The organism is Microbulbifer variabilis, from assembly GCF_052468405.1.
This window is the reverse complement of sequence record NZ_CP174343.1, coordinates 1,898,640-1,925,311: the sequence shown is the minus strand read 5'-3', so window position 1 is coordinate 1,925,311 and position 26,672 is coordinate 1,898,640. Positions and strand designations below refer to the sequence as shown.

The 26,672-nt window shown below is 46.5% G+C and carries 17 protein-coding genes; 16 read left to right on the top strand and 1 reads right to left on the bottom strand.

Annotation, left to right across the window (positions count from 1 at the left end; all coding sequences use genetic code 11):
* Nucleotides 1–638: 638 nt before the first annotated feature.
* Complete coding sequence (locus ACJJJB_RS08745; protein WP_445366077.1) at nucleotides 639–1,181, bottom strand: lipocalin family protein; 543 nt, start codon at nucleotides 1,179–1,181, stop codon at nucleotides 639–641.
* Between the two features lie 268 nt (nucleotides 1,182–1,449).
* Here ACJJJB_RS08745 and ACJJJB_RS08740 point away from each other — a divergent pair, with 268 nt between their 5' ends.
* The 16 genes from ACJJJB_RS08740 (at nucleotide 1,450) to ACJJJB_RS08665 (ending at nucleotide 26,234) form a co-directional block, all read left to right on the top strand.
* The gene (locus ACJJJB_RS08740) at nucleotides 1,450–2,706 is read left to right on the top strand and encodes an FAD-dependent oxidoreductase (protein WP_445366076.1); all 1,257 of its coding nucleotides are present in this window, start codon (nucleotides 1,450–1,452) and stop codon (nucleotides 2,704–2,706) included.
* A gap of 275 nt (nucleotides 2,707–2,981) precedes the next feature.
* Entirely contained in the window at nucleotides 2,982–4,151 is a 1,170-nt protein-coding gene (locus ACJJJB_RS08735; RefSeq protein WP_444946734.1) for a Gfo/Idh/MocA family protein, read from the top strand.
* A 223-nt stretch (nucleotides 4,152–4,374) separates the two neighbouring features.
* Nucleotides 4,375–5,436 (top strand): sugar phosphate isomerase/epimerase family protein, encoded by a 1,062-nt coding sequence (locus tag ACJJJB_RS08730; protein ID WP_444946735.1) that lies wholly within the window; start codon nucleotides 4,375–4,377, stop codon nucleotides 5,434–5,436.
* Between the two features lie 56 nt (nucleotides 5,437–5,492).
* Nucleotides 5,493–6,812: an MFS transporter gene (locus ACJJJB_RS08725; protein ID WP_353376225.1), complete on the top strand. Its 1,320-nt coding sequence runs from the start codon at nucleotides 5,493–5,495 to the stop codon at nucleotides 6,810–6,812.
* Nucleotides 6,813–6,868: 56 nt separating this feature from the next.
* Nucleotides 6,869–7,879: a LacI family DNA-binding transcriptional regulator gene (locus ACJJJB_RS08720; RefSeq protein WP_444946736.1), complete on the top strand. Its 1,011-nt coding sequence runs from the start codon at nucleotides 6,869–6,871 to the stop codon at nucleotides 7,877–7,879.
* 79 nt (nucleotides 7,880–7,958) lie between these two features.
* The gene (locus tag ACJJJB_RS08715) at nucleotides 7,959–8,672 is read left to right on the top strand and encodes a 3-keto-disaccharide hydrolase (RefSeq protein WP_353376224.1); all 714 of its coding nucleotides are present in this window, start codon (nucleotides 7,959–7,961) and stop codon (nucleotides 8,670–8,672) included.
* A 4-nt stretch (nucleotides 8,673–8,676) separates the two neighbouring features.
* Nucleotides 8,677–8,892 (top strand): twin-arginine translocase TatA/TatE family subunit, encoded by a 216-nt coding sequence (locus tag ACJJJB_RS08710; protein WP_020412851.1) that lies wholly within the window; start codon nucleotides 8,677–8,679, stop codon nucleotides 8,890–8,892.
* Nucleotides 8,892–9,806 carry a sugar phosphate isomerase/epimerase family protein gene (locus ACJJJB_RS08705; protein WP_445366075.1) on the top strand — a complete coding sequence of 305 codons (915 nt, stop codon included), beginning with the start codon at nucleotides 8,892–8,894 and terminating at the stop codon, nucleotides 9,804–9,806. The genes ACJJJB_RS08710 and ACJJJB_RS08705 overlap by 1 nt, the downstream gene beginning before the upstream one ends.
* Before the next feature lie 266 nt (nucleotides 9,807–10,072).
* Nucleotides 10,073–11,869: a GMC oxidoreductase gene (locus ACJJJB_RS08700; protein ID WP_282953435.1), complete on the top strand. Its 1,797-nt coding sequence runs from the start codon at nucleotides 10,073–10,075 to the stop codon at nucleotides 11,867–11,869.
* Nucleotides 11,869–12,564: a gluconate 2-dehydrogenase subunit 3 family protein gene (locus ACJJJB_RS08695; protein WP_444946738.1), complete on the top strand. Its 696-nt coding sequence runs from the start codon at nucleotides 11,869–11,871 to the stop codon at nucleotides 12,562–12,564. Before ACJJJB_RS08700 ends, ACJJJB_RS08695 begins: the two co-directional genes overlap by 1 nt.
* Nucleotides 12,565–12,727: 163 nt before the next feature.
* Nucleotides 12,728–15,487 (top strand): TonB-dependent receptor, encoded by a 2,760-nt coding sequence (locus tag ACJJJB_RS08690; protein WP_445366074.1) that lies wholly within the window; start codon nucleotides 12,728–12,730, stop codon nucleotides 15,485–15,487.
* Between the two features lie 68 nt (nucleotides 15,488–15,555).
* Nucleotides 15,556–16,530 carry an isoaspartyl peptidase/L-asparaginase family protein gene (locus ACJJJB_RS08685; RefSeq protein WP_445366073.1) on the top strand — a complete coding sequence of 325 codons (975 nt, stop codon included), beginning with the start codon at nucleotides 15,556–15,558 and terminating at the stop codon, nucleotides 16,528–16,530.
* Nucleotides 16,531–17,399: 869 nt separating this feature from the next.
* Complete coding sequence (locus ACJJJB_RS08680; protein ID WP_445366072.1) at nucleotides 17,400–24,431, top strand: RHS repeat-associated core domain-containing protein; 7,032 nt, start codon at nucleotides 17,400–17,402, stop codon at nucleotides 24,429–24,431.
* A gap of 1 nt (nucleotide 24,432) precedes the next feature.
* Entirely contained in the window at nucleotides 24,433–24,681 is a 249-nt protein-coding gene (locus ACJJJB_RS08675) for a hypothetical protein (protein WP_353376218.1), read from the top strand.
* Nucleotides 24,682–25,327: 646 nt separating this feature from the next.
* Nucleotides 25,328–25,678, top strand: coding sequence for a hypothetical protein (locus tag ACJJJB_RS08670; protein ID WP_444946741.1), 351 nt, complete (start codon nucleotides 25,328–25,330; stop codon nucleotides 25,676–25,678).
* A gap of 211 nt (nucleotides 25,679–25,889) precedes the next feature.
* A complete protein-coding gene (locus ACJJJB_RS08665; RefSeq protein WP_020412844.1) occupies nucleotides 25,890–26,234 on the top strand; it encodes a hypothetical protein in 345 nt (114 codons plus the stop codon).
* The last annotated feature ends 438 nt before the right edge of the window (nucleotides 26,235–26,672 follow it).

Here is a 26,672-nt window from a genome sequence, read left to right as displayed (position 1 = left end):
TTTAGCAAAATAGATTTCCCTTTTTCTTGTCGCGTAGGGCATTTTTTCTCAATTATGAACGACAGATATGTATGGTCATCACCATAATCACTGCTGACTTCGACCACTAAATAGTCAATCTGATCTATCTGACCGCCCGGTTGTACACGCTGAACGTCAACTGGAGTAACTCCCAGGAGGTGTCAGAAAAGAGCCGCAGGGTTGATCAGCTAATAGTCCCGCTCTGATACATCTTCTGGTGCGCGGGTGTCCAGTGGAACTGGGCACTGGGGCGTAAACCATAGTGTTGAACTGACAGCGATTGCTACCACCCCTCTCGAGCCCCGGTTTTAGTGCACCCACAGAACTCCAGTCGATTGGCAGCTGATGAGCCATACGGCTATCCGCAGGATGGGTCTTGGTTGATCATTTTTTAGTCGTGAAGTTTGTCTGCTTTGCAGGGGGGAGGACTATTTCCTGGGGGTAGGGTGCCACCTGTCAGCCTGGTGGCCAGGGAAAATTAAGCCTTAATTTTCTATAAATTACTTTCAATATACATCGTAACTATATGAATATTATAGATTAAATAAAGTTAATGTAATTTATTAAATTAACGGGGCGCGTGAGCAGGAGAAGCCCACGCGCTAATGAAAGAGAGCCTAATGTGCTGGCTGTTTAGTCATTATGATGTGATCGATGTTGTAGCCATGCTTAGTGACAGCAAGACCAAGCAGCTCATCAATAATTGATTCATCCAGCTGGGGAGATCGACTCAGGAGATAAAGGCTGCTGCGATCGGGGTCACCTACCAGTGACCACTGATAATTCGGGTCCAGCTCCAATATCCAGTAGTCGCCAGTGGACTGGCCGTTAAAGAACGAGATGGCAAGTTTGCTATTGGTTTCATCAATAGGAACACCAGTGCCTTGCACGCTAATAGGGAACCCGTATTTCGGGTGCAGGATTCGACAGAAGTTGAACACGCTGATACTGCCGTCATCATTCAGCCCATAGTCCGCGGTTACAGCGGTGCATGCGGGTTGGAATATCTGGGGAAGCCTGGCAATTTCGTACCACTTACCGACATACTGATGAACATCCACGTAGGGTACTGTCTCAAGCTCTGAATCCCCCTCTGCCCAAGAGAGCTGAGCAGCAAAAGCCAATAGAGCGATTCCCAAACCTTTTGCAAAGCCATTCATAGTTACGCTTCCTTGTTGATTGCTTGTTCAGTCACTACTGCTGTAGTGCCGTAGCGACCCCCTCTTTACGGAGAGTTAACTGGAACGGATTAACTAATTTGCTAGTGGGGTGAACTTTTCACATTAAGTTCACAGATTCTTCGTAATAGGCCGAAAGAAGGGCGGGAACTCAGTATTGATAGGGAGGGGGCAGGCTACTATTTACCCAGCAACAGAGAGTTTAAAAGGCTTATTGAGGCCATTCCTTTCAACTCAAATGGATTCACCTATGTCACAGACTATCCCTGTTGATGTTTTGATTCTTGGTGGAGGGATTCAGGGAGTAACCCTGATGAGACAGCTGATACCAGAGTATTCGGTGATACTGGCCGATGACGAGTTGGGTGATGCCGAATCTCTGCATTTCCACGGTTACTTCTCCTCTGGTTGGAACGCCGCGAACCCCCAAGCTGCTGAGATTTATAGGACAGCCGCGCAGCATTGGCACAAAGAACTTGCTAATAGCGGTGTGAATAGTCGAATAACAGATTTCCATGCAGCGCTGACTCCAGACTTTCTAAAGACAGTTGAAGGTAACTGGGCTGGAGCGGCTATTCCCTCAGAGGAGGTGGAATTGCCGGAGATCTTTGATCCGGACGGTTTACCACCAAATCGCAGGTTCAGATTTCCTGATGATCTTGTTTTCGATGGAGCCGCAGCCTACCTCAGTGTCAGCGAGCCCATGAGAAAACATATTTATAGTGGACGGCTGGCATCATTTCAGCTCGCGGGCTCAGGTATTGAACAGGTAACCCTGGATATCGGTGGCCGCTCTTGCGAAGTAAGGCCAGAGCTTGTGATTTCTGCCTGCGGTGCGGGCAATGCAGAGGTGATTCGGCAGTTGGGTGTGGCGGAAGAGCAGGTACAAAATGCGCAGCTAGTACGGCCTCTGCATATGCTTTTGGCTCGCGGTCCCAATATTCCCCCGGTTTCAGCTTTCTTGATCGACTTGATAGTGATGTACCACCCGCTGGAAGGTGGGGAGGGGCTTTGGATTCTTACACTTAACCCAGAAGTTCCCAAGTTCAAAGCGGGTGTTGTCGATATGCGCATCCCACCAGAAATAGAGAATGATTTACTTTGTGCATCTTTTAAGCGCCTTTCCAGTGCGATGGTGGCCTTTGAGGCCTGGGCGCAGGGCTGCCAGTGGTCGGTATATGCAGGCTGGAAAACTGATGCACCAGGGCCAGATGGTGATCTGTTGGTGCAGTTGGAGTATCCCACTCCGTATCAACTGGACGATTTTGGTCTGCAAAACTTCCTTGCAGTGTGGCCAAACCATTGGGGATTGGCCGCTAACGTCGCTGAAGATGCTGGGAAGTGGGTGCGTACCAAGCTCAAAAGCTGCCACCCCCAGCCGGGCGCCGACAGTGGATTACCCCCAGGCCCGGGGATCGGCCACCCGATAGAGAATAGGTGGCAGAGCCAGGAGCTTAATTGGCAATCCTGGGAAGGCTTCGCCCGAAAAGTGGGTTACCACGACTGATTATTAACACCTCGAATGAGTAAACCAGTGTAACTCCTCTGCGCTGGTGGATATTGGTACCCTGCTCTCTAGGGAAAATAAACAACATGCAATGAAACTGTCGCTTGCAACTGTAAGTTTTTTCTGTATCTTAAAAACAAATGTAACCGGTTACATTTTCTGAAAGGGTTCTTGGAAGAAGTACAAGACCTGAGTATGGAGGCAAGGTATTTGGCCGGGTAGAAACCCAAAACAATAAGAACCAGGTTGCCAGAGGCAGCTATATGGGAAGTGGTATGGGAAAAAAAATAAGAATGGGCATGGTTGGTGGTGGAGAGGGTGCCTTTATTGGCGCAATCCACCGTATGGCTGCTTCCCTTGACGGTGAAATAGAGCTGGTGGCGGGATGTTTTAGCAGTAATCCCGAGCGTGGCCGTAGCAGCGGAGAGAAGTTGGGCCTTAACCCCGAGCGCGTTTACCAGAGTTATGAGCAGATGTTTCTGGAGGAATCCCAGCGTGCTGTTGATGAGCGCATAGAGTTTGTTTCCGTGGTAACACCCAATGATTTACATCTACCAGTCTCTATTGCTGCACTGCGGGCGGGGTTTCATGTTCTTTCCGATAAGCCGGCCGCTTCCACTCTTGAGGAAACTCTTGCGCTCAAAAACGAGGTCGTGCGGAGTGGCCATCTCTACGGTTTGACTCATACCTATGCAGCTTATCCTCTTGTGACGCAGGCCAGGGCAATCTTAGCCAGGGGAGAGCTTGGGCAAGTCCGCCGGGTAACTGTTGCCTATCCACAAGGCTGGTTGGCATTGGCTGGTGACTCCAGCGGAAGTAAACAAGCCAGTTGGCGAACAGATCCCACACGCTCGGGAGAAAGTGGCTGTTTTGCCGATATTGGTACCCACGCTCACCACCTGGTCGAATTTTTTACCGGTCAGCGTATCTCTGAGGTCTGTGCGGACTTGCAATCGGTAGTCGACAAAAGGGCGCTGGATGATGATGGCGCGGCGCTATTTAAATTAGATCAGGGTGCGCGCGGCACCCTTACAGCCAGCCAAGTCTGTGGTGGGGAAGGGAATAACCTGAATATCAGTGTTTATTGCGAACATGGCTCACTGTTCTGGGAGCAGGAATCTCCTAACCAATTGCAGTTAAAGCGTAGGGGTCAGCCAGTGGCCTTTTTGAAGGCTGGTGCTGACTGTGAATATCTGGATGACGATGTCCGAGCTCTTTGCCGTACCCCGCAGGGGCATCCCGAAGGTTATATAGAGGCCTTTGCGAATATTTACCGCGACTTTGCAGCCCAGGTTCGATGCCGCCGGCAAGAACTGCCCATTAAAAATAGTTCTGTCGTTGGGAATATTGATGCGGGTGTCCGAGCTATGGCATTTGTACGCGGTGCATTGGAAAGCAGTCGCGCGAACTCTTCTTGGGTGTCTCTGGCACCGTATTGGGAATAGACAGCTAAATCGTACCGATTCATTTTCAAACAAGTTAGGAGCCTCTGGCAGGGTGGAAGTCCGGCAGTTAGTACGGCACAGGGAGGTGTCGATGTCGGCCCAGTGCCAGTCCACTTTTGAAAAGGCAGCACTGTGTTTTTTCAAAAGGAGCAAGCTGATCACCCAGGAAGGATTGATTGGTTGCAGAGGTAAATAAGTACAGCAGTAAAAAGGATAAGAATAAATGAAGGCACCCAGAATTCAGGGGCCCGGAATATTTCTCGCCCAGTTCCTCCCTCCGAGCGATCAACCAGCTTCGCTGGAGTCCATGGCCCGCTGGGCATCGGATCTGGGTTACAAAGGCATTCAGGTTCCCACTTGGGACAAGCGCATCTTTGATCTCGAGCTGGCCAGCGATAGTCAGGCTTACTGTGACGATATTCTGGGGGTCTGTGAGAAGGCGGGGGTGGAAATCTCAGAACTGTCCACGCATTTGCAGGGCCAGCTGGTTGCAGCGCATCCCGCGTATAAAGAGATGCTGGATATTTTTTCCCCGGAGGAAGTGCGAGGCAACTTGCCAGCCCGTGCCGAGTGGGCAAGCAATCAACTGATGTTGGCTGCTCGGGCCAGTGCGAACCTAAAGCTAAAGTCCCATGCTACATTTTCTGGCGCACTGCTTTGGCATACTTTTTATCCCTGGCCCCAGCGCCCGACAATGCTGGTTGAAGAAGGTTTTCGCGAATTGGGTCGGCTGTGGCGCCCCATATTGGATGCGTTTGACAGTGCTGGGGTTGATGTTTGTTATGAACTCCACCCCGGTGAAGATCTGCACGATGGGCTGACTTTTGAACGTTTTCTCTACGAAGTGGAGGACCATCCAAGAGCGAATATTCTCTATGACCCCAGTCACCTGCTTTTGCAGCAGATGGACTACCTGGCTTTTATCGACATCTATCACGAACGAATCAAGGCGTTTCACGTGAAAGATGCTGAATTCAATCCGAGTGGTAGGGCTGGAGTTTATGGTGGGTATGCTCCCTGGATTGAAAGACCTGGCCGTTTTCGTTCCCTGGGCGATGGTCAGGTGGACTTCCGCGGGATTTTCAGCCGCTTGACCCAATACGGTTACGATCGCTGGGCAGTACTTGAATGGGAGTGTTGTATTAAGGATCAACAGCAGGGGGCCAGTGAGGGTGCACCATTTATTCAGGATCACCTGATTACTGTGGCAGGGAAGGCCTTTGATGATTTTGCTGGTGCAGAAACAGATCGCGCGCGAAATCGTCGGATTTTGGGGTTGGATTAAATTTTGCCAAACCAAGTGAACAATTAATAACAATAAATCATGCGGAGACTGGATAGATGAGTACGATGATAACGCCCCAGAACAAGAGAATATTCTTGGTGGGTAATCTCTCCATTTTTATGATTGGCTTGGGCATGGCTGTGCGGACGGTGATAGCCACTAACTTGCAGGAAGATATCTATAACCATATAGACCTAGCTAACTCCACCACTATGCTCGGTGAAGCAATTGGTATTACCTTTGCTGGATTTGCTTTCACACTTCTATTTGGAAGCGCACTTGTGGACTTGGTCGGCATCAAGCGAATGTTGATGCTCTCATCTATAGGTTATGTATTGGGCAGTTTGCTTATTATTGCGGCATCTATGGTGACTCCAGGGGAGGGGGTAGAGAGTCTCGTTCTAGCTGGCCTGTTACTGACAGGCTTGGGCTGGGGTGCCGTGGAGGCAGCCAGTAATCCTATGGTTGCTGCAGTCGACCCAGATAATAAAACGCAACGTTTAAACGTACTACATGCTTGGTGGCCTGCGGGCATTGTGGTTGGAGGATTACTGGGGTTGTCAATCTCTGCCCTCGAGCTTCCCTGGCAGTTGAACCTTGTCGTGTTGGCACTGCCGGCTGTTGTTATGGCCTGGCTTGTGGCTAAAACAGATTTCCCAGTTACTGAACGGGTTTCTTCCGGTATCAGTTATGGCGAAATGTTTAAAGAGGTATTCAAGCAGCCGATGTTTATCCTGCTGTGGGTGTGTATGTGGCTGACCGCCGCAACCGAGCTGGCCCCTGGGCAGTGGGTAGACCTGACCCTATCCCGAGTAGTTGGCATGAAGGGTATCCTTATCCTTGTTTATGTCAGTATGTTGATGTTTGTGATGCGCCACTTTGCAGGGCAGTTGGCAAAGAAACTGTCTCCTATCGGACTTCTATGGTTAAGCAGTCTCCTTGCCGCAATTGGGCTCTATTGCCTGGGTATGGCTAGGACGCCAGTAACTGCATTTTTGGCAGCGACTGTCTGGGGCATTGGTGTTTGTTATATGTGGCCCACTATGCTGGCCACAGTCTCCGAGCGTTTTGTGCGCGGAGGGGCATTGTTTCTGGGGTTGCTGGGTTTTGCCGGTGGTATGTCTATCCAATTTGTTCTGCCAAAGCTTGGAGCTATTTTTGACAATGCCAAGATTGAGGCAGCGGGGGGCTTGGAGGCCTTTGAAAAGCTGAGTGGGGATGAGTTGGATGCGGTATTGGCAACCGCTTCTGTAGAGTCATTCCAGTCTTTGGCAGTAGTCCCACTTATCCTGCTCCCTATTTTTGCCTTTATTTGGCTGTGGGATCGAAGGCAAACAGCCAATAAAACGGAAGCAGCAGTTACGGGTAACCAGTAGATGATATCCGTCTGTGCGAAAATAACCCCCTACTAATAAGAAATTAGCAGGAAACTATGTCAAATATTCGCGAAGTTGCACGTCGCTCCGGTGTATCGGTCGCGACCGTATCCCGGGCGTTAAAAGATCCGCAGATGGTTTCTCCGCGAACCAGAGAGCGGGTGCTTAAAGCCGTGGAGGAGGCCGGATACCGGCCGAACCTCCTTGCGCGGAACTTCAGTTCGGGAAAGTCATTCGCAGTGATGGTATTAGTTCCCAATATAGCCAATCCATTCTTTTCCCGGGTCATTCGCGGAATTGAGAAAGCGGCGCAGGATCAAGGCTATTCGGTGCTGCTGGGGGATACAAAAGGGGATTCCACCAATGAACAATTTTATGCAGGTATGGCGTTAACCAACCAAGCGGACGGTGTTATCCAGCTTGGTAGTCGTTATCCGTTTGCAGAGAAGGATGCGAACCTGGCTGCATCTGTTCCGTTGGTGAATGCCTGTGAGCGCATAGTAGAAGATGATCGGTATCCGGTGGTGGAGTTGGATAACCATGGCGCGGCACAGGAGGTTGCGCGTCACTTGATGGAGATGGGGCACCGCCGCATCGGGGTTATTACCGGGCCCTCGCAAAGCCCCATAGTCCGAGACAGACTGTCTGGGTTTTCTGATGCACTAAAAAAACGTGGGTTAGGACTTGATCCTGAAATGGTTGTTCATGGGGAATTCACTATGACATCTGGACAGGAAGGCGCAGAGACTTTGCTATCTACTCCCCGTCGGCCAACTGCCATTTTTTGTATGAACGATGAGATGGCTATTGGTGCAGTGCATCAGGTGAAGAGGATGGGCCTCAGGGTGCCGGAAGATGTGTCTGTTACCGGGTTCGATAATATTGAATTCTCCCAATTTACAGATCCGCCTTTGACCACGATTAACCAGCCCGCGGAGGAGTTAGGCCGCTACGCAATGGAAACGCTGCGATTGATTATCGATGGTAAGCCATTGAAATCCAGCCGGACTATTTTGCCATTTGAGCTAGTGGAGCGGGAAAGCACAGCCTCTTGTCGGGACAACTGAGAATTGCAGGCTCCCAAGGACCGTTGCCCTGAAAAGTATGGCACTGATTAGATAACAGCCAATAGGTGTGGAGATAATAATGATGAAAAACTTTACTAAAACCAGATCCAAAATATCCGTAGCGATTGCAGCAGCAGTGATGCTGGGTGCTGCAGGTTGCGAGCGGGTGCCCGAGTCGAGCATCCAACAAGCGGATGGAGAGTGGCGTTACCTGTTTGATGGTGAGACATTACAGGGTTGGACTGGAACAAATGGCTCACAGATTGGCGGTGCCTGGCAGGTTGTTAATGGCAATCTGGTATTGACCGCGGGAGGGGCTGGGGACCTGGTAACCGCTGAGCAGTTTGCAGATTTTGAATTGCAGCTGGAGTGGAAAATTTCTGAGGGCGGTAACAGCGGCATTATTTATCGCGTCGCTGATGGAGATGCACCAGTTTGGATGAGTGGCATGGAATACCAGGTGTTGGACAATGCCGCGTTTCCCAATCTGGAAAAGCCAAGCCACAGCGCCGGCTCAGTATTTGATATGTATGCGCCCAGTGAAGAGAGCGTTAAGCCTGCGGGAGAGTTTAATCAAACTCGTATTCGTGTAGAGAACGGCAAGGTAGAACATTGGTTAAATGGCAACAAGATTGTTAGCTACGAGCTTTGGTCAGAAGATTGGGGCAAGCGTTTGGCGGGCAGCAAGTTCTCAAATTATCCTGATTTTGCGCGGTCTGAAAGTGGCTATATCGCTTTGCAGGACCATGGCGATAAAGTCTGGTATCGCAATATAAAAATCCGGGAGCTATAAGCTAATGGGTATTTCAGGAATCAGTCTCTGGCAAATCCTGATAGTACTGGTGCTTGCAGTTTTATTGTTTGGCAGCGGCAAGATTCGCCGTTTGGGCGAAGATCTGGGGGGAGCAATCAGTGGCTTTCGCCGTTCTTTGCAAGGAAACCGGGAGGGTAGCGCTTCAACCGATAACCCCTCGAAACCCATTGCAGAGTTTTCCCAAATAGGAGAGCGGTAATGACTATCAATAGAAGGCGGTTTTTGGCAAATAGCACAAGGCTGGCAGCTTTGGGACTGGCTGCCCCTTTTATGGGGTTTGTTGGTCGTAGCCACAGCGCGGGAAGTGAAAGATTTTTTAAGATTTCCTTGGCTCAGTGGTCCCTGCATCGGCAACTGCGAAGTGGTACTCTCAAGGTTCTGGACTTTCCGGTTAAAACGCGCAAAGTCTTTGGAATTGGAGCGGTTGAGTATGTAAATCAGTTCTTTAAAGATCAGGCAAAGGACTTGAAGTTTCTCACCGCAATGAAGGCTAGGGCAGAAGACCATAATGTTCGCAGTCTGTTAATTATGGTTGATGGAGAGGGCGACCTGGGTGATCCTGATAAAGGCAAGAGAAAGCAGGCGATAGAGAACCATTACAAATGGATCGAAGCGGCTAAACATCTCGATTGTCATTCTGTACGAGTAAATGCCGCAGGACAGGGGAGTCGCGAAGAGGTGGCTAAAGCATCTGTTGAGGGGCTGCGCGCGCTTTCGGAATTTGCCCAGGATTTTAATATTAATGTGATTGTTGAGAACCATGGTGGCTACTCATCTAACGGGGAGTGGCTGTCACAGGTCCTTCACCGTGTAGATATGCCCAACTGTGGCAGTTTGCCGGACTTTGGAAACTTCGGAGATTACGATCGCTATTTGGGAGTTCAGCAACTTATGCCCTTTGCCCAGGGTATCAGTGCCAAAAGCTTTGAGTTCGATTCAGCGGGAAGTGAAATCAACACGGACTTTGCTCGAATGTTACGGATCATTCGCGATGCGGGTTATCGGGGTTATGTTGGGATTGAATTTGAAGGGCCGGGAGATGAGGACCACGGAATTATGGCAACAAAACAGTTGCTAGAACATCTTGGTAGGAAGATGGAGGTGTCCACGTAATTAAATGAAAATAATTGATAAAATTTACTTACAGATGTAACCGGTTACATATTTTTAATTTTACCTAACCTGAAAATATGTACTTTAATGTCTGCTTTCTTCAAGAAATCAGTCTTTAACACCGATAAATTAAAAATTCAGACTTGATAGTTGTTCATCCAAAGAGAAAAATACTCTAATAATGTAACCGGTTACAGAAAAATGTTCCCAATTGATGGAATTTAGCCGGTCAGAAGAAAAATAAATGGTCATGCAGGAGAGATGTTATGGCGAGTGAAGATATTGAGAATAAAGAGTACGACGCCTTAATAGTCGGCTCTGGTGCAGGGGGCGGTATGGCTGCCTATGTGCTGGCCACAGCAGGTTTAAAGGTACTTTTGCTGGAAGCGGGGCGGTCCTATGACCCGGTCAAGGAAACCCCTATGTTTAATCTGCCCAAAGACGCCCCCCTGCGCGGTGGTAGCACGCCGGAAAAACCATTCGGTTTTTACGATGCGACAGTGGATGGTGGCTGGCAGGTGCCAGGCGAGCCCTATACCCAGGGATCCCGGGAGAGAGGCCGGCGTTTCGACTGGTGGCGAGCGCGTATGCTAGGTGGCCGCACGAACCACTGGGGGCGTATTTCGCTGCGCATGGGGGAATACGACTTTAAGCCGTACTCAAGGGATGGACTCGGTTTTGACTGGCCTATCAGCTATCAAGATCTGGCTCCGTACTACGATAAAACCGAGATGCTCATTGGTGTCTACGGCACCAATGAGGGATTGGAAAATACCCCGGATTCTTCCGACGGCGTATTATTGCCGCCCCCCAACCCTCGCGCTTATGAACTGCTAGCGAAAAAAGCTTGTGACAAGTTGGGTATCCCCGTGATCCCTTCACACTTGGCCATTCTCAGTGAGCGCCTCGACCATGAAAATATTCCGCAGAAACTGTTCCCCGATAACAAGCTTGCCCAGGATGTAACCCGTGAATCGATGAAATCCCGTGCTGCCTGTTTTTGGGCCACGCCCTGTGGTCGCGGTTGTTCCATTAAGGCGAACTTCCAGTCCACCACAGTACTGCTGCCTCCTGCGTTGGCCACAGGCAACCTTGACATCATAACTGACGCAATGGTGCGCGAAGTTACCGTTGATAAGAAAGGCAAAGCCAACGGGGTTGTTTACATTGATAAAAACACCCGTCAGGAAAAGTTTGCCAGTGCCCGCGCAGTTGTCGTTGCGGCCAGTGCCGCCGAGACATCACGCATTCTTCTCAATTCAAAAAGCACTTTATTCCCAGACGGTCTCGCCAACGGCAGTGGTGTTGTAGGCAAATACCTGATGGATACTGTGGGCGCGGGAGTAGGTGGCCAGATTCCAGCCCTGGAAAACATGCCCGCTCATAACGAAGATGGCGCGTCGGCAATGCATATGTATATGCCCTGGTGGCTGTACAAAGAGCAGTTGCGCGGAGACTTGGATTTTGCTCGGGGTTATCACATTGAATTCGGTGGTGGCCGCAGTATGCCTGGAGCTGGTGCCTTCGGCGGTATGGGTGATTTCACCGAAGGTGCCTACGGTAAGGATTTAAAAGAGGCCTGCCGACGCTATTACGGTTCCTTTGTCTGGTTCGACGGTCGTGGGGAAATGATCCCCAATGATGACAGCTACTGTGAAATTGATAAGGACCAGGTCGACCAGTGGGGTATCCCGGTTCTGAAATTCCACTGGAAATGGAGTGACCAGGAACTTAATCAGGCTGCCCACATGCACAAAACCTTTGCCGAAATTATCGAAGGTATGGGCGGCAATGTGACCACAACTGTACAGACTGATGGTGCCAAGGCAATTATCAACGGTGGTGCCATCATTCATGAGGTCGGCACCGCGCGCATGGGCTCCAACCCAAAAGATTCTGTGCTCAACCCTTACTGCCAGTCCTGGGAGGTTCCCAACCTCTTCCTAACTGACGGCGCCCCCTTTGTTTCTAATGCCGATAAAAACCCAACCCTGACCATTATGGCCCTGGCTTGGCGTACCTGTGACTACATCGTGGACCAATTCAAGAAGAGGAATATCTGATGAGCGAGGAAAAAACCAACCTTGGTCGCCGTAATGCCCTGCGTTTGATTGCTACCACCGCCGCTGCAGTTCCGGTAATTGGCTGCTCTGAGAAAGTTGCTGAAAAGGTTGTAGTGAGGGAGGACAAACCTGCGGCAAAGCCTGCAGTTAAAAACCTGGATGCTCCGAAACAAACGCTAGCCAGGGGGACGCCCACGGATCCAGATCTTCTTAATCCAGTTGTGCCTTGGGAAATGCAGCTAGATGAGAATGAATTAGCGGTACTGGCTGCGCTCTGTGATGTCATTATTCCCGCGGATGCAATTTCCCCGAGCGCCTCTTCTGTTGGTGCTCAGCATTACATCAATGAATACGTGAGTGCGCCTTATTCCAATAATAAAGCAGATCTTGTCACGATTCGCGGTGGGATTGTCTGGCTCGAGGGAGAGTCCAGGCGCAGATTTCAAGGCTCATTTGTCGAGTTGAATGAATCTCAAAAAACGGCCATCTGTGAGGACATCAAATGGACTCGCACCGCGAAGCCAGAATACCAGGCCGGTGCGCGTTTCTTTGCCAAAGTGAGGGTTCTTGCATCTACCGCTTTCTATACCACCGAGGAAGGTATGGCGGATATCGGCTATGTGGGTAACAGACCTATGGCCAGCTTCCCTGGAGCACCGCCTGAAGTACTAAAGCGACTTGGCCTGGATAGCTGATAGCGGTACATGGCCTTAACCCCTAGGGAAGGGGGCTCAAAAAAATAAGCCAGGGACAGGCAGACCTAAAACCCGGGTTATTCCGAGAGCTTGGTATGTGGATATGCCGAGTCAAGAGGGTGTACGGAAAGCTCGAGAATTATAATAAAAGAGATGCTCAGCAATGAAAGAGAAAACCCTTTATACAAATCGTAGGGCGGAACTATTACGCACATCTGCCAGCGCACTGGTGTTATTTAGTGTTGTTGGTATGGCGCAAGCACAGAATACGGAGCAAGCAAAAGAGGAAAGCTTGGTTCTCGAAGAAGTAGAGGTGATGGGTATTCGCCAGAGTATGGAGAAAAACCTCGATGTGAAGCGTTTTTCTAATGCTGTGGTGGATTCAATTACTGCTGAGGATATTGGCAAGTTCCCCGATAAAAACGTAGCCGATGCCTTGCAGCGAGTGCCGGGAGTTTCTATTGTCCGTAGTGGCGGTGAGGGTGCCCGGGTAAGTATTCGTGGTACGGCCCCTGAACTTACTTTTACTCAACTTAATGGTAACTACATTGCCACTCCGGGAGATGAGCCGTCACGCTCACTAGATTATTCTTTGTTGCCAGCAACAATGATTGCTCGTACAGATGTTTATAAGAGCCCTGAGGCAAAGCTGGATGAAGGCGGAATCGGCGGAACTGTCATTTTGCACACCCGCAAACCTCTGGATCTAGATGCGGGGGAGGGCATGCTATCAGTTGAGACAACCTATGCGGATGTCACTGAAAAGTATGAGCCACAATACACCGGCTTTTACTCATGGAAAAATGATCAGGAAACCTTTGGTGTATTAGTCGGTTATTCCAAGCAGGATCGTCAGAACCGGGTGATTAGCACCACTACAGAAAACTGGGGATGGCAAGGTGATGAAAAGCCGCACGATGGCGTAGAGGCCAGGGGGGCTATGGTAGATATCGATGGTAATGAGTACCGAGATTTCTATGCACCCAGAGCAGTAGTAGGTAGTGTCTTTGAGGAGGAGCGTACCCGAGAGGGAATTCAGCTCAGTGCCCAGTGGCGTCCGGTTGAGCAACTTGAGCTTGGTGTCAATTATTTTCGCTTTGAACAGGGTGGTAATTCGGAGAATTATCGTATTGTTTTTCCTGAGTGGAACTACGGTAATGCAATTGCTCCCGGCAGCCTTAAATTTGATGAAGATGGCGATACCTTACTCGGTATTGGTATGCTGGATAGAGGGCAGGCAGAATTGCAGTCTCCTCAGGTAGCCGGTGACTACACGCGAGCAGAGTATGTATCAGATACCTTGGACTTTAATGCTATTTACCAAGGGGATGGCTATAGCGTGCGAATGGTTGTGGGCAGCACAAGTGCGGAAGGCGGCCCTTCCGAGAAATTGTTTGCCTCAGTAAACTCTCGCTATGGCACTGTGACTGACTGGAGCTGGGATCTAAGCAGTGGTACAGCAGAGATTGATACCAGTGCGGATCTGGGAGATCCCAATACTTACCCCTTATACGACTGGTTCTCTTCTCATTGGACCAGCAGTGAGGATGATGAAAACTATTACCAGCTAGATGTTTCTATTGATATGGATTACGGCTGGCTGACTTCCCTTGATGTAGGACTTAAATACCGCGATCACGAAATTAATCGTAGGATCACCAAACAATCCTGGGACGACGATAACCTACCGTGCCCTACTATTAATTGGGGCGGAGTTGAGGGGGCCTGTTATCCCTGGTGGCCGGATGATTCTTTCCACACTGACCCTAATGGCGTTCCGGATACGATTGATATCCTTTCCAGTGGCTCACTCGACAATATTATTGGTGGCGTAAAAGTGCCCAACTTTGCCTACCTGGAGTTTGAGAAGCTAAAAGAGTTTCTCTATGAGACTTATGGTGATCCTACAGTTATCGTAGAGCGGGACCAGGATTATCGTATCGGTGAGGAAGTTATTGCAGCCTATGTACAGCAGAATTTTACCTCTGCCACTTTGCGCGGTAATTTTGGTGTTCGCGCGGTAAAAACCAAACAATATGCCCGCACTTATGACAATATTGACGGGGTTTTGCAAGATGAGCCCAATATTCGCGACAGCAGTAACACCGATTTTCTGCCAAGCGCCAATATTGCTTGGGATATTAACGATGATTTGGTAATGCGTGCAGCCCTCGCAAGGGTTGTTGCCCGAGTGAATTATGATGACCTCGGTGGCTCTGAATCCATACACGCTCCATTGCCAGGAGCGACTGTGAGAGATGGATTTGCGGGGAACTCCGAATTAGAACCCTATAAGGCAGATCAGTTTGATTTAGGCCTGGAGTGGTACTTTGACGATGCTTCCGCAATGGGAGTGACCTTGTTCAGGAAGGATATTGCATCATTCGTAATTAACGGCAGCTCCCTGGTTACCAGGGAAATCGATGGTGACACTTGGAATGTCAACATGTCGATGCCTGTTAATGGCACCGATGCCACCGCCCAGGGTGCCGAGCTGTTTGTGCAATATGCCTTTGATAACGGTTTTGGGGTTTTAGCCAACTACACCTATACGGATACCGAACTGGCCAACCTCGACCTCGAAAGCGGTGAAACAATCAAAACAGAAATTGCGGGCACTTCTAAAGATCAATACAACCTATCGGTGTACTACGAGAATGACCTTTTCAGTGTGAGAGCTTCCTACAACTATCGCAGCGCCTATGCGGATGGCTATAGCAACGGCGTGAATACATTTACTGATGAGTATGATCAACTTGATGTAAATGCTTCTTATAGTTTGATGGAAAATCTTACTCTCACTGCCTCCATTATTAATCTCACCGAAGAGAAGGTGGATAGGTATTGGGGCGAGGAAAACAGGGTCTTGGGTTCCTCCTACTCAGGCCGCCGCGCCTACATGGGGCTGACTTACAGCTTCTGATCTCGCCATAACTACGGCGCACAGATACATTACTGTATCTGTGCGCTTTCCATTTGAGATAAATTATCGTGATCAGCAAAAGAAAATTCCTGAAATATTCCTTCCTGGGCACTGCTGGTGCTCTGGCAACATCTTCAGTGGCAGCTATGGCAAGGCGTTATACGAAGAAGGGAAAAAAGCCGGTAGTCATATCAACCTGGAACCATGGGGGCCCTGCCAATGAGGCAGCTTGGCAGGTTCTCACTGGGGGTGGCAGGGCTTTGGATGCCGTCGAGGCCGGTGCGCGAGTGCCGGAAGGTGATCCTGAGGTAACCAGCGTTGGCTATGGTGGTTTTCCCGATCGCGATGGTGTAGTGACTCTTGATGCCTGCATTATGGATGACAAACAAGATTGTGGTTCAGTGGCTTTTTTACAGGGTATCAAGCATCCCATCTCGGTTGCGCGAAAGGTGATGGGGGAAACTCCACATGTGATGTTGGTTGGAGAGGGTGCGCAACGTTTTGCCGTTGAACAGGGATTTGAAATTGAGAACCTGCTAACCCCGAAAGCCGAAGCCGCCTGGCGTGAGTGGAAGCGCGAGTCCCGTTACCAGCCGGTAATCAACATTGAAAACCACGATACTATCGGCATCTTAGCCTTGGATCAGGACGGCAATCTTTCAGGTGCTTGTACTACCAGCGGCGCTGCTTTCAAGATGCATGGGAGGGTAGGGGACTCACCAATTATTGGTGCCGGGCTCTATGTCGACAATGAAGTTGGTGCGGCTACCGCCACCGGCATGGGTGAGCTAATGATCAAAACTGTCGGTTGCCATCAAGTGGTGGAGCTGATGCGTCATGGCTATACACCGGAAGAAGCCTGTCGTGAGGCGGTGGAGCGTATTGCACGCAAGCTTGGGGACTATAAGAAGTTCCAGGTGGGTTTCCTGGCTTTAGATAAAGCCGGTAATTATGGTGCTCACTGTATTCACCCGGGTTTTAATTATGCGGTGCGTGATGTGGATGGTGCGCGAATGATTGACTCAGAAAGTAAGTTAGGGTGACTCTTTGAAATAAGCTGCCTATATTAACTTCGTTCTGATTTGCCGGTCATTTCTTGCGGCAGAAAAACCCAAACTATAGCTGGGTGCTGTAAATCACTGGCTATTAAAGCTAGTAATAATGGCTCTCAGAAAGCTGGTCGCTCATCAATGTGATACTAAAACTTAGAGGATTTTTCTTGGTAGGCTTTTGGGTGATATTGGAACTAGTCAAGCCGAGTTCTTAAACCTGTTACTAAACAAGGCAAATAGTATCCTGCCCAACGTATAGTATTTATGTACTTTTGTACCTCTTAATTCATATTTTTATTAAGCGATCGTTATTTAAGCTTTAGGCTTATGATGCCTCGCCCCTCTATGCCCCTTTAATTGGTTTTAGTGCCTAGTTGTATTTGACATCTGCTAGCTTTTTATGGGCTATGAGTAAGGTGTGAAAAAAGTTCCATTCTTTCTATTGTGAGTGAAAGCAACACTGACATCGTATGCCTAATTGCATCTTTCGCGTAGTTTCAAGTAAACGCATAGTCTGCATCTTGATGGCTACTCTTTAGCAGGAAAGAGCTTGGATAAATGTGTAGTTGGAAGGGTAGTGCTAGTTAAGCTGAATTTTCAGTTGAAGTTGTTAACTTATTGACATGGAGGGCTTCCAAAGTGAAGTCATAACAGCGAAAATGATGGGAGGTGTTTGGTGGTGCAAAACGATAATTTTGACGTTGCCGTGTAGAATGCGTACCCACGTTATTACTTCGGCTAAGAGTTAGATGGTGCGAGCATACAGCTTAGGGAAAGCTTAGTTTAGGTGCTGAATATTAAGCTTCATTTGTGCGTATAGACATAAAAATTATTATATAAGATTATAATTAGGATGTTATATGAAGGGTGTTCCTTTAGTATCCAGGCTTTTATTGCTTATTTTACTATTCTCAGCAGGAAGTTTAATTGCGGAGAATATCGATGATTCGTACTACGATGTTTACTATGGTGATGTCAATGGTGATGGGGTAGATGATATTTATCTCAAAGCCAGAGACCTTTATGTAATGATCCATGGAGAGGTTGTTGTACCTCTCGTACTGCCCCCGATAAACCCTAGTTATTTATATGCTTCTCAAGGCGGTAGTTATGGCTCTCCGGTTGTCAGTGAAAATATTGATATCAGTTTACTGAAAAAAGTACCGCCGACAAGTTTGCAATATCTGGACTACAGTGGCGATGGTAATACAGATCTTTATATTGCCAAGGTTGGCAGTATGCTATATAACGCTGTAATTGCAGGGGGCGATGCAATTACGCCGGATATAATCGCTACCAATGTCTTCATTGATAAGATAGGTAATCTATCGATCACGCAGACAGACCCGGCGAATGACCTGATGACCGAATCTTTATACAGAGGTAAACTCACCGGTCAGCATTTGGTGGGTAAAGATGGATCGTTTAACTATACGATCCCTATTGAGGTTCCACCTGGTATTAATGGCCTGCAGCCCCAAGTCAATTTGAATTACAACAGTAATCGTCGAAATGGCGTAGTGGGTTGGGGATGGGATATTGGTGGCCAGTCAAAGATATCACGATGTCGCGCTAGTAAAGTGAGAGATGGTGCGATAAGCGGCATTAATAAGGGAGATGCTTATAAATTCTGTCTGGATGGACACCGTCTTGTTCAGACTGGTTCAGGTTCTCACGGGGGAATAAGTTATCGCGAATATCGTACCGAATCAGAGTCATTTCAGCGCCTGAGAGCTTATGGGGGGGAGGCTGCGGTACCAGACTATTGGCGAGTTGAGTCAAGGGATGGGGGAAAAATTCATTATGGTGCGAAGGGCTCGGCCAATACTGAATTTGAAGACGGTTATAATAAAACACTTCACTGGCGGATTGCTAAGCGTGAGGACGTCTTCGGCAATTACATGGTGTATACCTATGAAAAAGATACCTCTGCAGGTGTCCATCGAATCAGTCAGATTGATTATACCAAGCACAATGTTGCACAAGGGACTAATAATGCGCTGATTTTCACCTATGAACCCAGAGTAGATGTTCGCGAAAGCTATATAGCAGGTAGAAAGCATAGAGTAGATAAGCGCCTAAAAACTATAACAGTAAAGAGTAGCGCCAGTCATATAGTTCGCCGTTATAGTCTCAACTACCAAGCTGTTGATGGAAATATCAATGCTGATCCAACCAGTACCAGTAAGCTGCAAAATGTCACATTATGCTATGGAGGGTCGACCACAGATTGCGGGCAGCCGTTATCTTTTGATTGGAGTTCCTCATCGAGTAGCACATATGCCAATAAACCTTTGGGTAGTGAATATCGCTGGGTTCTTGATGAAGTAGTATTTCCAGAATGGTTAGCTGACTTTAATGGCGATTATAAAGTAGATTACCCTGTTGTCCGAAATGACACTCTTTACGTTAAAGATGCAACGGGCACTTTGGTGAAAGTAGGTGATGTAAGCTCACCGGGAACTATTACTTATTATCAATATAATAGAAGTTTCTCGGAGTCACTTATCCCGACAACAAGAGATCTAAGATATTTTGGTTTCATCCCTTTGGATATAAACGGAGATGGTAAACTTGATCTCATAGCAAACTCTTGGATGGGGCTTGCTGGCACTAAAGCTTTTCTCAATACTGGTAGTGGTTACGTTTATAGTGGAGCTTACTCCCTTACTTCTGAGCAAATCACCCTGCATACAGGAAGTCCAGGTTCGCAATCGCATCTTTGGCCAGAAACATTAATACAAAGTGTCACAGCCCCTGAGCCTTATCGCCTAGTATTTAAGGATATGAATGGTGATGGCTTGGTTGATGTTTTTCGATACGGTATTGGTCGTTACACTTTATCGACTGACGGGCGTTATCGAAATTATTTAAAGGGTCCATTAAAAGATCGCTCGGTAGCCTTGAATACGGGTAGTGGATTTTCGGAGTTTGCGCAATGGTGGCATGGAGAGTCATCTCACCCCTCAACACGGATAGGGGATATTAATGGTGATGGCTTACCCGATATGGCTGATGTATTGGGAAATGTCTCGATTAATACCGGTAATGGATTTATTTTAAAATCACCAGAAGACTATTCTTATGATGGTGAGTTTACCCGCTTTGGACCCGCTCAGCCTTTTCCCGATATAATAGATAACCTGCAGCTGCAGGATATGAATGGGGATGGCTTGGCAGATATGGTGTTTAGTTACAATCGGATCCTGTATTCTACAGGGGATGATTGGGTTGCTGCTCCGGCAGACCCCGGAATTGAGAGCGTAACAACTCAAGTACCCAAAGAGCAACGTAAGAGCACTCTTGGAAGATTTCTCGTTGACTATAATGGTGACGGGTTAACTGATAAGTTGTATATAGTTAATGTTAATTGTGAATATCTCACTGAGCGAGAAGATAAAAAATCTGCATACTTAGCTGTGCGCTTTAATAAGGGAGAATCTTTCTCCAGTTGTCAATTACTTCATAGCTCACCTAAAAACTACGAACATATTAATGCCGTTCCCGATTGGCGAACTAGCGCATGGCTGGATCTAGACCGTGACGGTATGGTCGATTTTTTTGCTGATCATGATGGTAGCTCTACTGCTAATGATACACAGGGGCTAACTACTACTAGCAATAATATTCGAAAGCCTCGTATTGAAAGTGTTAATTTTGATGGCCGCGAACAATTGGAGGTTCAATATCGACCTCTAGATACAGCGTGTGATCTGGCGATCAAAGGGAATGTCTCCTGTAATTTGCTGGGTATTAGGCAAGTTTACGATTCTCACGATAATGAGGATATAGCGCCTGATGGTGCTGGCCCCAAAAATACAGTCCCCGTGTCTAGTTTACCGTATGTTGTAACCATACTAGAGGAAAGTAATGGTATTGGTGGTACCACAGTCGCAGAATATAAATATGAGTCTCCTGTTAGGCACCGCACAGGCTATGGTTCTTTGGGTTTTTCCAGAGTTATAGAAACTGTGAGCCACGAGGGGCAGGCTAAAAAAATACGTACAGTGTCAGAATTCCATCAGGTGGCTCAAGATAATTATCTTTTGGCCGGTCAACTTAAAAGACAGCAAGTCTGTGCGGTAGATGGCTCCTATGTAGACTGTTTCAAGAACTGCTCTAATTCCGCTGATACTTCCACTTGTACGTTAGATGTGCTAAGTGACACTAAGTATCGGTGGAAAATTCGTACCTATAGTGATGATGTGGATGCTGGTTTTAGTAGTCCGCATTATTTTCCTTATGTATACGAGCAAAGTACGGTAAGAAATAGCCTATATAATGGTAGTAAAATTTCCGATACAATTATTCGAAACCATAATTCTGCAAGCTTTTCTTGTAGTCCTGTAGAAAATATTGATGTTGTACTCACTACAACTAGTGATGTGGATTATCATACCGATGGTGTGTTGCTCAATTCCCATAAGGTAATCTGTGATACCTATGCTAGCCAGGCTAGTGTGACTGCACATCATAAACAAAAAAGCCAAATATTCAGTACAAAGTCAGACGATAGCTGGATACTGGGTTTGCCTGAGAGAGTAGAGGATACTGCATCAGTGGGTGCCAGTAGCACTTCAGTTAGCAGCAAAAAACGAACTACGGATTACTCCTATAATAACAACGGAACAATAAAAACAAAAACAATTGAACCTGAGGGCTCTGCTTCATTAAAACTAATTACAACGTATGGTTATAACAACTATGGCTCCATAAGCAGTATCGCTGAAAGCTTTAATAGCTTCGCTTATGATGGTCTGAATTTTACCGTTCGTGCGGAGAGTTATATTGAAAACTTTGATGCCAATGGTATACGCAAAGTAACCCATACCAACCCTAAAGGCCAAAGTGTAATCACTAAATTTAGTGCAGATTTTGGTTTGCCATTTGAAATTCAGGATCTAAATAATCTTATTACAAAAATATCATATGATAGTGTTGGGCGGGTGGACCATATAGATCATCCTGATAATACTCGTACAGACTTTGATTATCGAAATTGTGGCAATAGCTGTTTTAGCTATAACCCAAATGTTGAGTTTTATATTCAAAGCAAAACGACAGGGTCGCCTTCTGTTAGGACATACTTTGACAGTTTCGAGCGAGAGCTAGGGAACAGAACAAAGGATATGCTGGGCGCTTTTATTTACAGTTATCAGGCCTATAATGGGCAAGGACTCATTACTTCTGAGATTGCTCCCTTTTATAATAACGATCCACAGTATAAAGTTAGCACTAAGTATGATTTGCTTGGCCGAGAAGAACTAAAGACAAAAGCGGACTCATCCACTGTTAAAACAACCTATAAAGGTCTTGAAACAGTAGTTGCCAAAACTGTTCTATCAGAGCATAGTCTGTCGGAAGTACAAACAACCAAGTTGTTTGTGAATGGCGCTGGTTGGACAATGAAAACTTTGGACAATGCAGGAACTCAAGTTGACTATACTTATTGGCCATTTGGAGATTTACAGTCAACCAAGGTTGATAATGATAATAACACTCTGATTAATATTGAGTACGATATATTGGGGCGAAAAACATTACTGAGTGATCCGAACACAGGTACAGTCTTATATGATTATAACCCGCTAGGTTTAATAGCAGCTCAAACTGATGCAGAAGGCTATGTTACTCGGTTTAGTTACGATAAATTGGAGCGTACTATTGCGCGAACTGACAATGCTACAGCGGTTCACGGCTCATCAGGTCTTACTCACAGCTGGACCTATGACGATAAACTTTATGGTATTGGGCTACTGGGAACGCTCAGTGGCTATAATTCAGACGGCTCGGCCTATACAGAAAATTATAGTTATTCGTCTTTTTCACAACCAGAGTCAGTTGAACAGGTTATTGACGGTAAAAGCTATATAACTCGTCAACACTATGATTCATTTAATAGGGCATTTGCTACCACCTATCCAACAGGATATACGATCGCAAATCATTACAATAGCCATGGACATATGGTTAAAGTAAAAAATGCTCAGGATGGTCAAGTGTTATGGAGTGCGAACTCGCAAGATGCTCGCGGAAACCTAACAGAGTTCACCTTAGGGAACGGAGTTGTAACCAAGCAAATATACAAGCCAACGAATGGATATATTGATAGTGTTGTAGCAAAAAAGGGGAGTTTCCTTATTCAGAGTCATGAGTATGATTTTGATAGTTTAGGTAATCTGGACCAGCGCAGAGATAATAAGAACGGCTTAACCCAGAGCTTTTATTATGACTCTGTGAATCGCCTGTCAAAATCATGTTTTACCAATTGTATTGGCGCACCCAACGACTTTAGCTATGATGTTTTGGGTAATGTAAAAACACTGTATGATAATTCTGATATTTATCAATACGGTCAAAACGGGGCGGGTCCTAATGCGGTAACCAGCGCTCGTGGATATACCAACTATTATAATCAGAATGGTAGTTTGACCAGCTCAATTAAGGACAGTAACAATCACCGTGCTGTAGATTATGCTGCATTTAACAAGCCTACCCGCATAGAAAATACTGTTAATGGTGTAACCCGTTGGTCCGAAATCACGTATGGCCCAGATCAGAGTCGTGTTAAGCGTACTGATAGTAGCGGCCGCTCAACTATCTATGCGAGCCTCGGTGTTTATGAAGAAACCACCTTTAACGGAATCCTGCAAAAAATTCATTATGTAGGGGATTATGCGTTATATATACAAGAAGGTGATGCTTCATCTGGTTATTACCTTTACCAACATCGTGATCACATTGGCTCTATAGTGGCAAAATCTGGAGCTAACGCTGACAGTAATGATGATGTGCAGTGGATGTCAAATGGCCCCTGGGGAAAGAGGCGTGATACATTATGGAATGGCGCAGAAGAGGGTGAAGACTATGTGCCCTTTGTTACGGCTCGAGGCTATACGGATCATGAGCATTTGGATGGTGTTCAGCTCATTCATATGAATGGGCGTGTATATGATCCAAGTCTTGGCAGATTTTTGAGTCCTGATCCATTTATTCAAAGCCCAAAAAATTCGCAAAGTTATAACCGTTATTCTTACGTTTTAAATAACCCTCTTTCTCTTGTAGACCCGACAGGGTATATGTCCGTAAATTTCGGAAGTAGGTGTAATCTAGAAAGTAGAGGTTGTCTACCACCCTGTGCTGAAGGCGGGTCCTGCCCAACCGGACCGGGTGGAAGAACTTTCACTGGCCAGACTTATATTAATTCAGTAATTTCATTGGGTCAGTCGCCTAGTGCATCTGGGTTTGCTTCTTCAGGAGGTGGAGGTTGGGGGGAGATTAGCTCATCTGGGCAGATTAGTTTATCTGAACAGAATGGTGGTATTAATGACACCATCTACCTAAATGATGGCCCTCCATATGATGATATTCCTACGTTACCTACGGGCAATGAACCTAGCACTATAGATTACTCAAGGTACGCATTAAAAAATACCGGTAGGGAAGTTTTAAAATTGCTCCAAGCGATACCCGGTGAAGGTCAAATTGTTGGGGGGGCAATCAAAGTTGGGACTTTCTTATTTGTCAGCAGAGCTACAGTAGCTACAAGTGGATTAGCTGGAAACCCAATGTTTAAGCATGCAGTATCACAGTTTAAGCGTGCGGGGTGGACACATGCAGGAAGAGCCGCAACCAAACATCCAAATGTTTTAGGAGTTAATGTACCAAAAGCTCAGGTTCAAAAGGCTTTGATTGAGAAATTTGGTAGTCAAGCAGGTGTGAACCGGGCTGCGGCAGATGCTCTTAAAAATATTATGCGCAATGGCACTAGGTCTGATAAGCCACACAAGGCTTATGGTAATGTTACGGAGTTTAAATTAGATAATGGAATAGGAGCACGTTTTAACTCGGATACGAATGAATTTATCGGATTTTTAGGTAGAGGATTGTAAATTGAAAAATACAGAGATTATAGAAAAAGCAAATTTTCAATTGTGTTCTGTGCCGGATAGTGAAGGACTGGTTTTAGAGATTTCCAAAGGTGAGGAGCCAGCTTTCCTTGAGGTTAGAGTTGATGAAAATGGTGTGCAATGGTTTCGCTTTTTTTCTAATGAAAACCATGTTGCGATAACATTAGAAGACATGGAAAAAGCAATTGAAATTGCAAAGAGAGAAGTTGTTAATACCTCGATTGATATGTGACTATACTCCCGGTTAGCTAATGCTGTTGGGGGCTATTCGTTTTTTGCTCAGCGATCAATGCCAGCTGGCCGCTTGAAACCTCAATCTTAGGGAGAAACTAATTCAGAAAACCCATAGATTTGAGGTGTTAGCAGCGGTGCTGGCACTCGCTCTAGCGGAGTTGCTTTCTGGAATAATGCTGAGGAATTTTGATGCACTGAGAAATGATGCTTGGAGTTTCAAAATATTGATTTTTGATAAAAGCCGAAAGAAATAGTACTAAGAAGTTGGGTGGGAGTGAGCATGTTTTTAGAAGGAAGGCGAGTCGCTAATACCGTGTGTCTAGCACTTTTCAGTGGTGCGCTGGCTTGTCGTATAGCTTCTATTGAATCTGCCAAACTTTAAAAGTGGCTTTCAATATTTTAGTTGAGATAGGGCTCAAGCTTTGGTGAGAAGCTCAGTCGTTTGAGAATAGGGTTAAGATCTAGTTATTGTAGAGTACTTGAAATACAGTAGGTGCCAACTTTAGGAGTGTGACACTGGGGACGGCTCAATCAAATAGAGACAAGTTGAAGAAGTTATCGTTTTAGGTATTGGATCACAAGAAAGTTGCTCCGGTGTGGCTGTAGTTTGTTACGGGCCAGGAGACTTTACTTTTTGGGATTTCATGACCTATACGTATAACAACATGGGTGACCTATGGGATCTATCTAAACAGCAGACTAATGAACAATATTTGGGGGATAGTACTCTCGGTGAAGCATTGATTGAGTATGCTGATGTTCCTGGCGGAGTTGTAGATTCTGTAGGAGATGTTTTGGATGGTGATGTCACAGGGGCTGTTGTTGGCATTCTTGCGCGTAGGGTACCTGGAGGAAAGACTCTTGAGGATAAGGTAGAGGATGCACTTGATGCTACAAAGGGGATACCGAGAATAACAGAAAAGGGTCTGAATCGTGTTGAAAGTCACTTGGATAGTGTTTTAAAGGATCAGTTTCCAGAATTTACTCGAAAGTAACAACTTGAATTTCAGAAATGGGAACGATCAATGCTTGAACGATTGCAAAATGGAAATACAACTAAGTATGATATTGAATTTTATCTACATGAGCTGAAAGAGTCTGCACAGTTTAGAAAAACTGGAGAGTTGATGCCTGCTCACGAAAGAGCACTCAAGTGGCGAAATGTTGAATCCCTGGACCTGTTTCACCCAAGTATAAGGAATTAATATGAGTCTTGTTCACCTACGATTGATACGTACTTACGATGCACAGGAAGAAGCTATTTACGATGTCCAGTCAATTGACTTCAATAAACGTAATCAGGACAAAGTCTGGCAATCATTAGGTGAACTTAATTTTGATAAGTTAAATGCTAAGTATCAATACATACCTACGATGTTGTGGTCTGATACATGTGGTTATCCTAGTGAGTTCGCCACACCGGAAAACCAATCCGCTAACTTTGAAGGGTTGGGTAGTAGCCCTTGGGCTAAAGTGATAATGGGGTATGCAGAGCAGTTTTTGGAAAAAAAGGAATATCCTGAAAGTCATCCACCTCTCTTTTCGAATTAGTTGGGACAAAGGGGTTAGCCATAATTCCCAGGCGTGTACAGCAAATCGAACTATAGTTATCTTGGCGGAAAAAATGGGTGGAGGTTCTACAAGTATATTTTCTGTGATAGCAGATAAACTTGGTAATCTTCAAGCAGCTTCCCCAGAGGCGCTATGCTAATTATGGTGGTAGGCTCAAACAGAGAACCCAGGACACCCATATATTAAGAAGTGAATCAAAAGCAGATCAGTGATTGTCTTTATACTTGGCTTATGGTCAGAAGAAGGGAGGGAGAGGGAACCTGTGCTGATTGTCTAACAATATTGGACCGATTCTATATCTAGGTAGGGAGAAAATCGGCAGGTAATTCTATGAATTTCAGTTTAGTTGTAATTAGGAGAAAGCAACTGCTGACAATCATGCAAACCATACACCCAGCGTTTATTATTCTCAGAATT

Bases quoted from the DNA above. Each gene is read 5' to 3' on its own strand.
- ACJJJB_RS08745 (WP_445366077.1), bottom strand. From the start codon at position 1,181: ATGAATGGCTTTGCAAAAGGTTTGGGAATCGCTCTATTGGCTTTTGCT.
- ACJJJB_RS08740 (WP_445366076.1), top strand. From the start codon at position 1,450: ATGTCACAGACTATCCCTGTTGATGTTTTGATTCTTGGTGGAGGGATT.
- ACJJJB_RS08735 (WP_444946734.1), top strand. From the start codon at position 2,982: ATGGGAAAAAAAATAAGAATGGGCATGGTTGGTGGTGGAGAGGGTGCC.
- ACJJJB_RS08730 (WP_444946735.1), top strand. From the start codon at position 4,375: ATGAAGGCACCCAGAATTCAGGGGCCCGGAATATTTCTCGCCCAGTTC.
- ACJJJB_RS08725 (WP_353376225.1), top strand. From the start codon at position 5,493: ATGAGTACGATGATAACGCCCCAGAACAAGAGAATATTCTTGGTGGGT.
- ACJJJB_RS08720 (WP_444946736.1), top strand. From the start codon at position 6,869: ATGTCAAATATTCGCGAAGTTGCACGTCGCTCCGGTGTATCGGTCGCG.
- ACJJJB_RS08715 (WP_353376224.1), top strand. From the start codon at position 7,959: ATGATGAAAAACTTTACTAAAACCAGATCCAAAATATCCGTAGCGATT.
- ACJJJB_RS08710 (WP_020412851.1), top strand. From the start codon at position 8,677: ATGGGTATTTCAGGAATCAGTCTCTGGCAAATCCTGATAGTACTGGTG.
- ACJJJB_RS08705 (WP_445366075.1), top strand. From the start codon at position 8,892: ATGACTATCAATAGAAGGCGGTTTTTGGCAAATAGCACAAGGCTGGCA.
- ACJJJB_RS08700 (WP_282953435.1), top strand. From the start codon at position 10,073: ATGGCGAGTGAAGATATTGAGAATAAAGAGTACGACGCCTTAATAGTC.
- ACJJJB_RS08695 (WP_444946738.1), top strand. From the start codon at position 11,869: ATGAGCGAGGAAAAAACCAACCTTGGTCGCCGTAATGCCCTGCGTTTG.
- ACJJJB_RS08690 (WP_445366074.1), top strand. From the start codon at position 12,728: ATGAAAGAGAAAACCCTTTATACAAATCGTAGGGCGGAACTATTACGC.
- ACJJJB_RS08680 (WP_445366072.1), top strand. From the start codon at position 17,400: ATGAAGGGTGTTCCTTTAGTATCCAGGCTTTTATTGCTTATTTTACTA.
- ACJJJB_RS08670 (WP_444946741.1), top strand. From the start codon at position 25,328: ATGACCTATACGTATAACAACATGGGTGACCTATGGGATCTATCTAAA.
- ACJJJB_RS08665 (WP_020412844.1), top strand. From the start codon at position 25,890: ATGAGTCTTGTTCACCTACGATTGATACGTACTTACGATGCACAGGAA.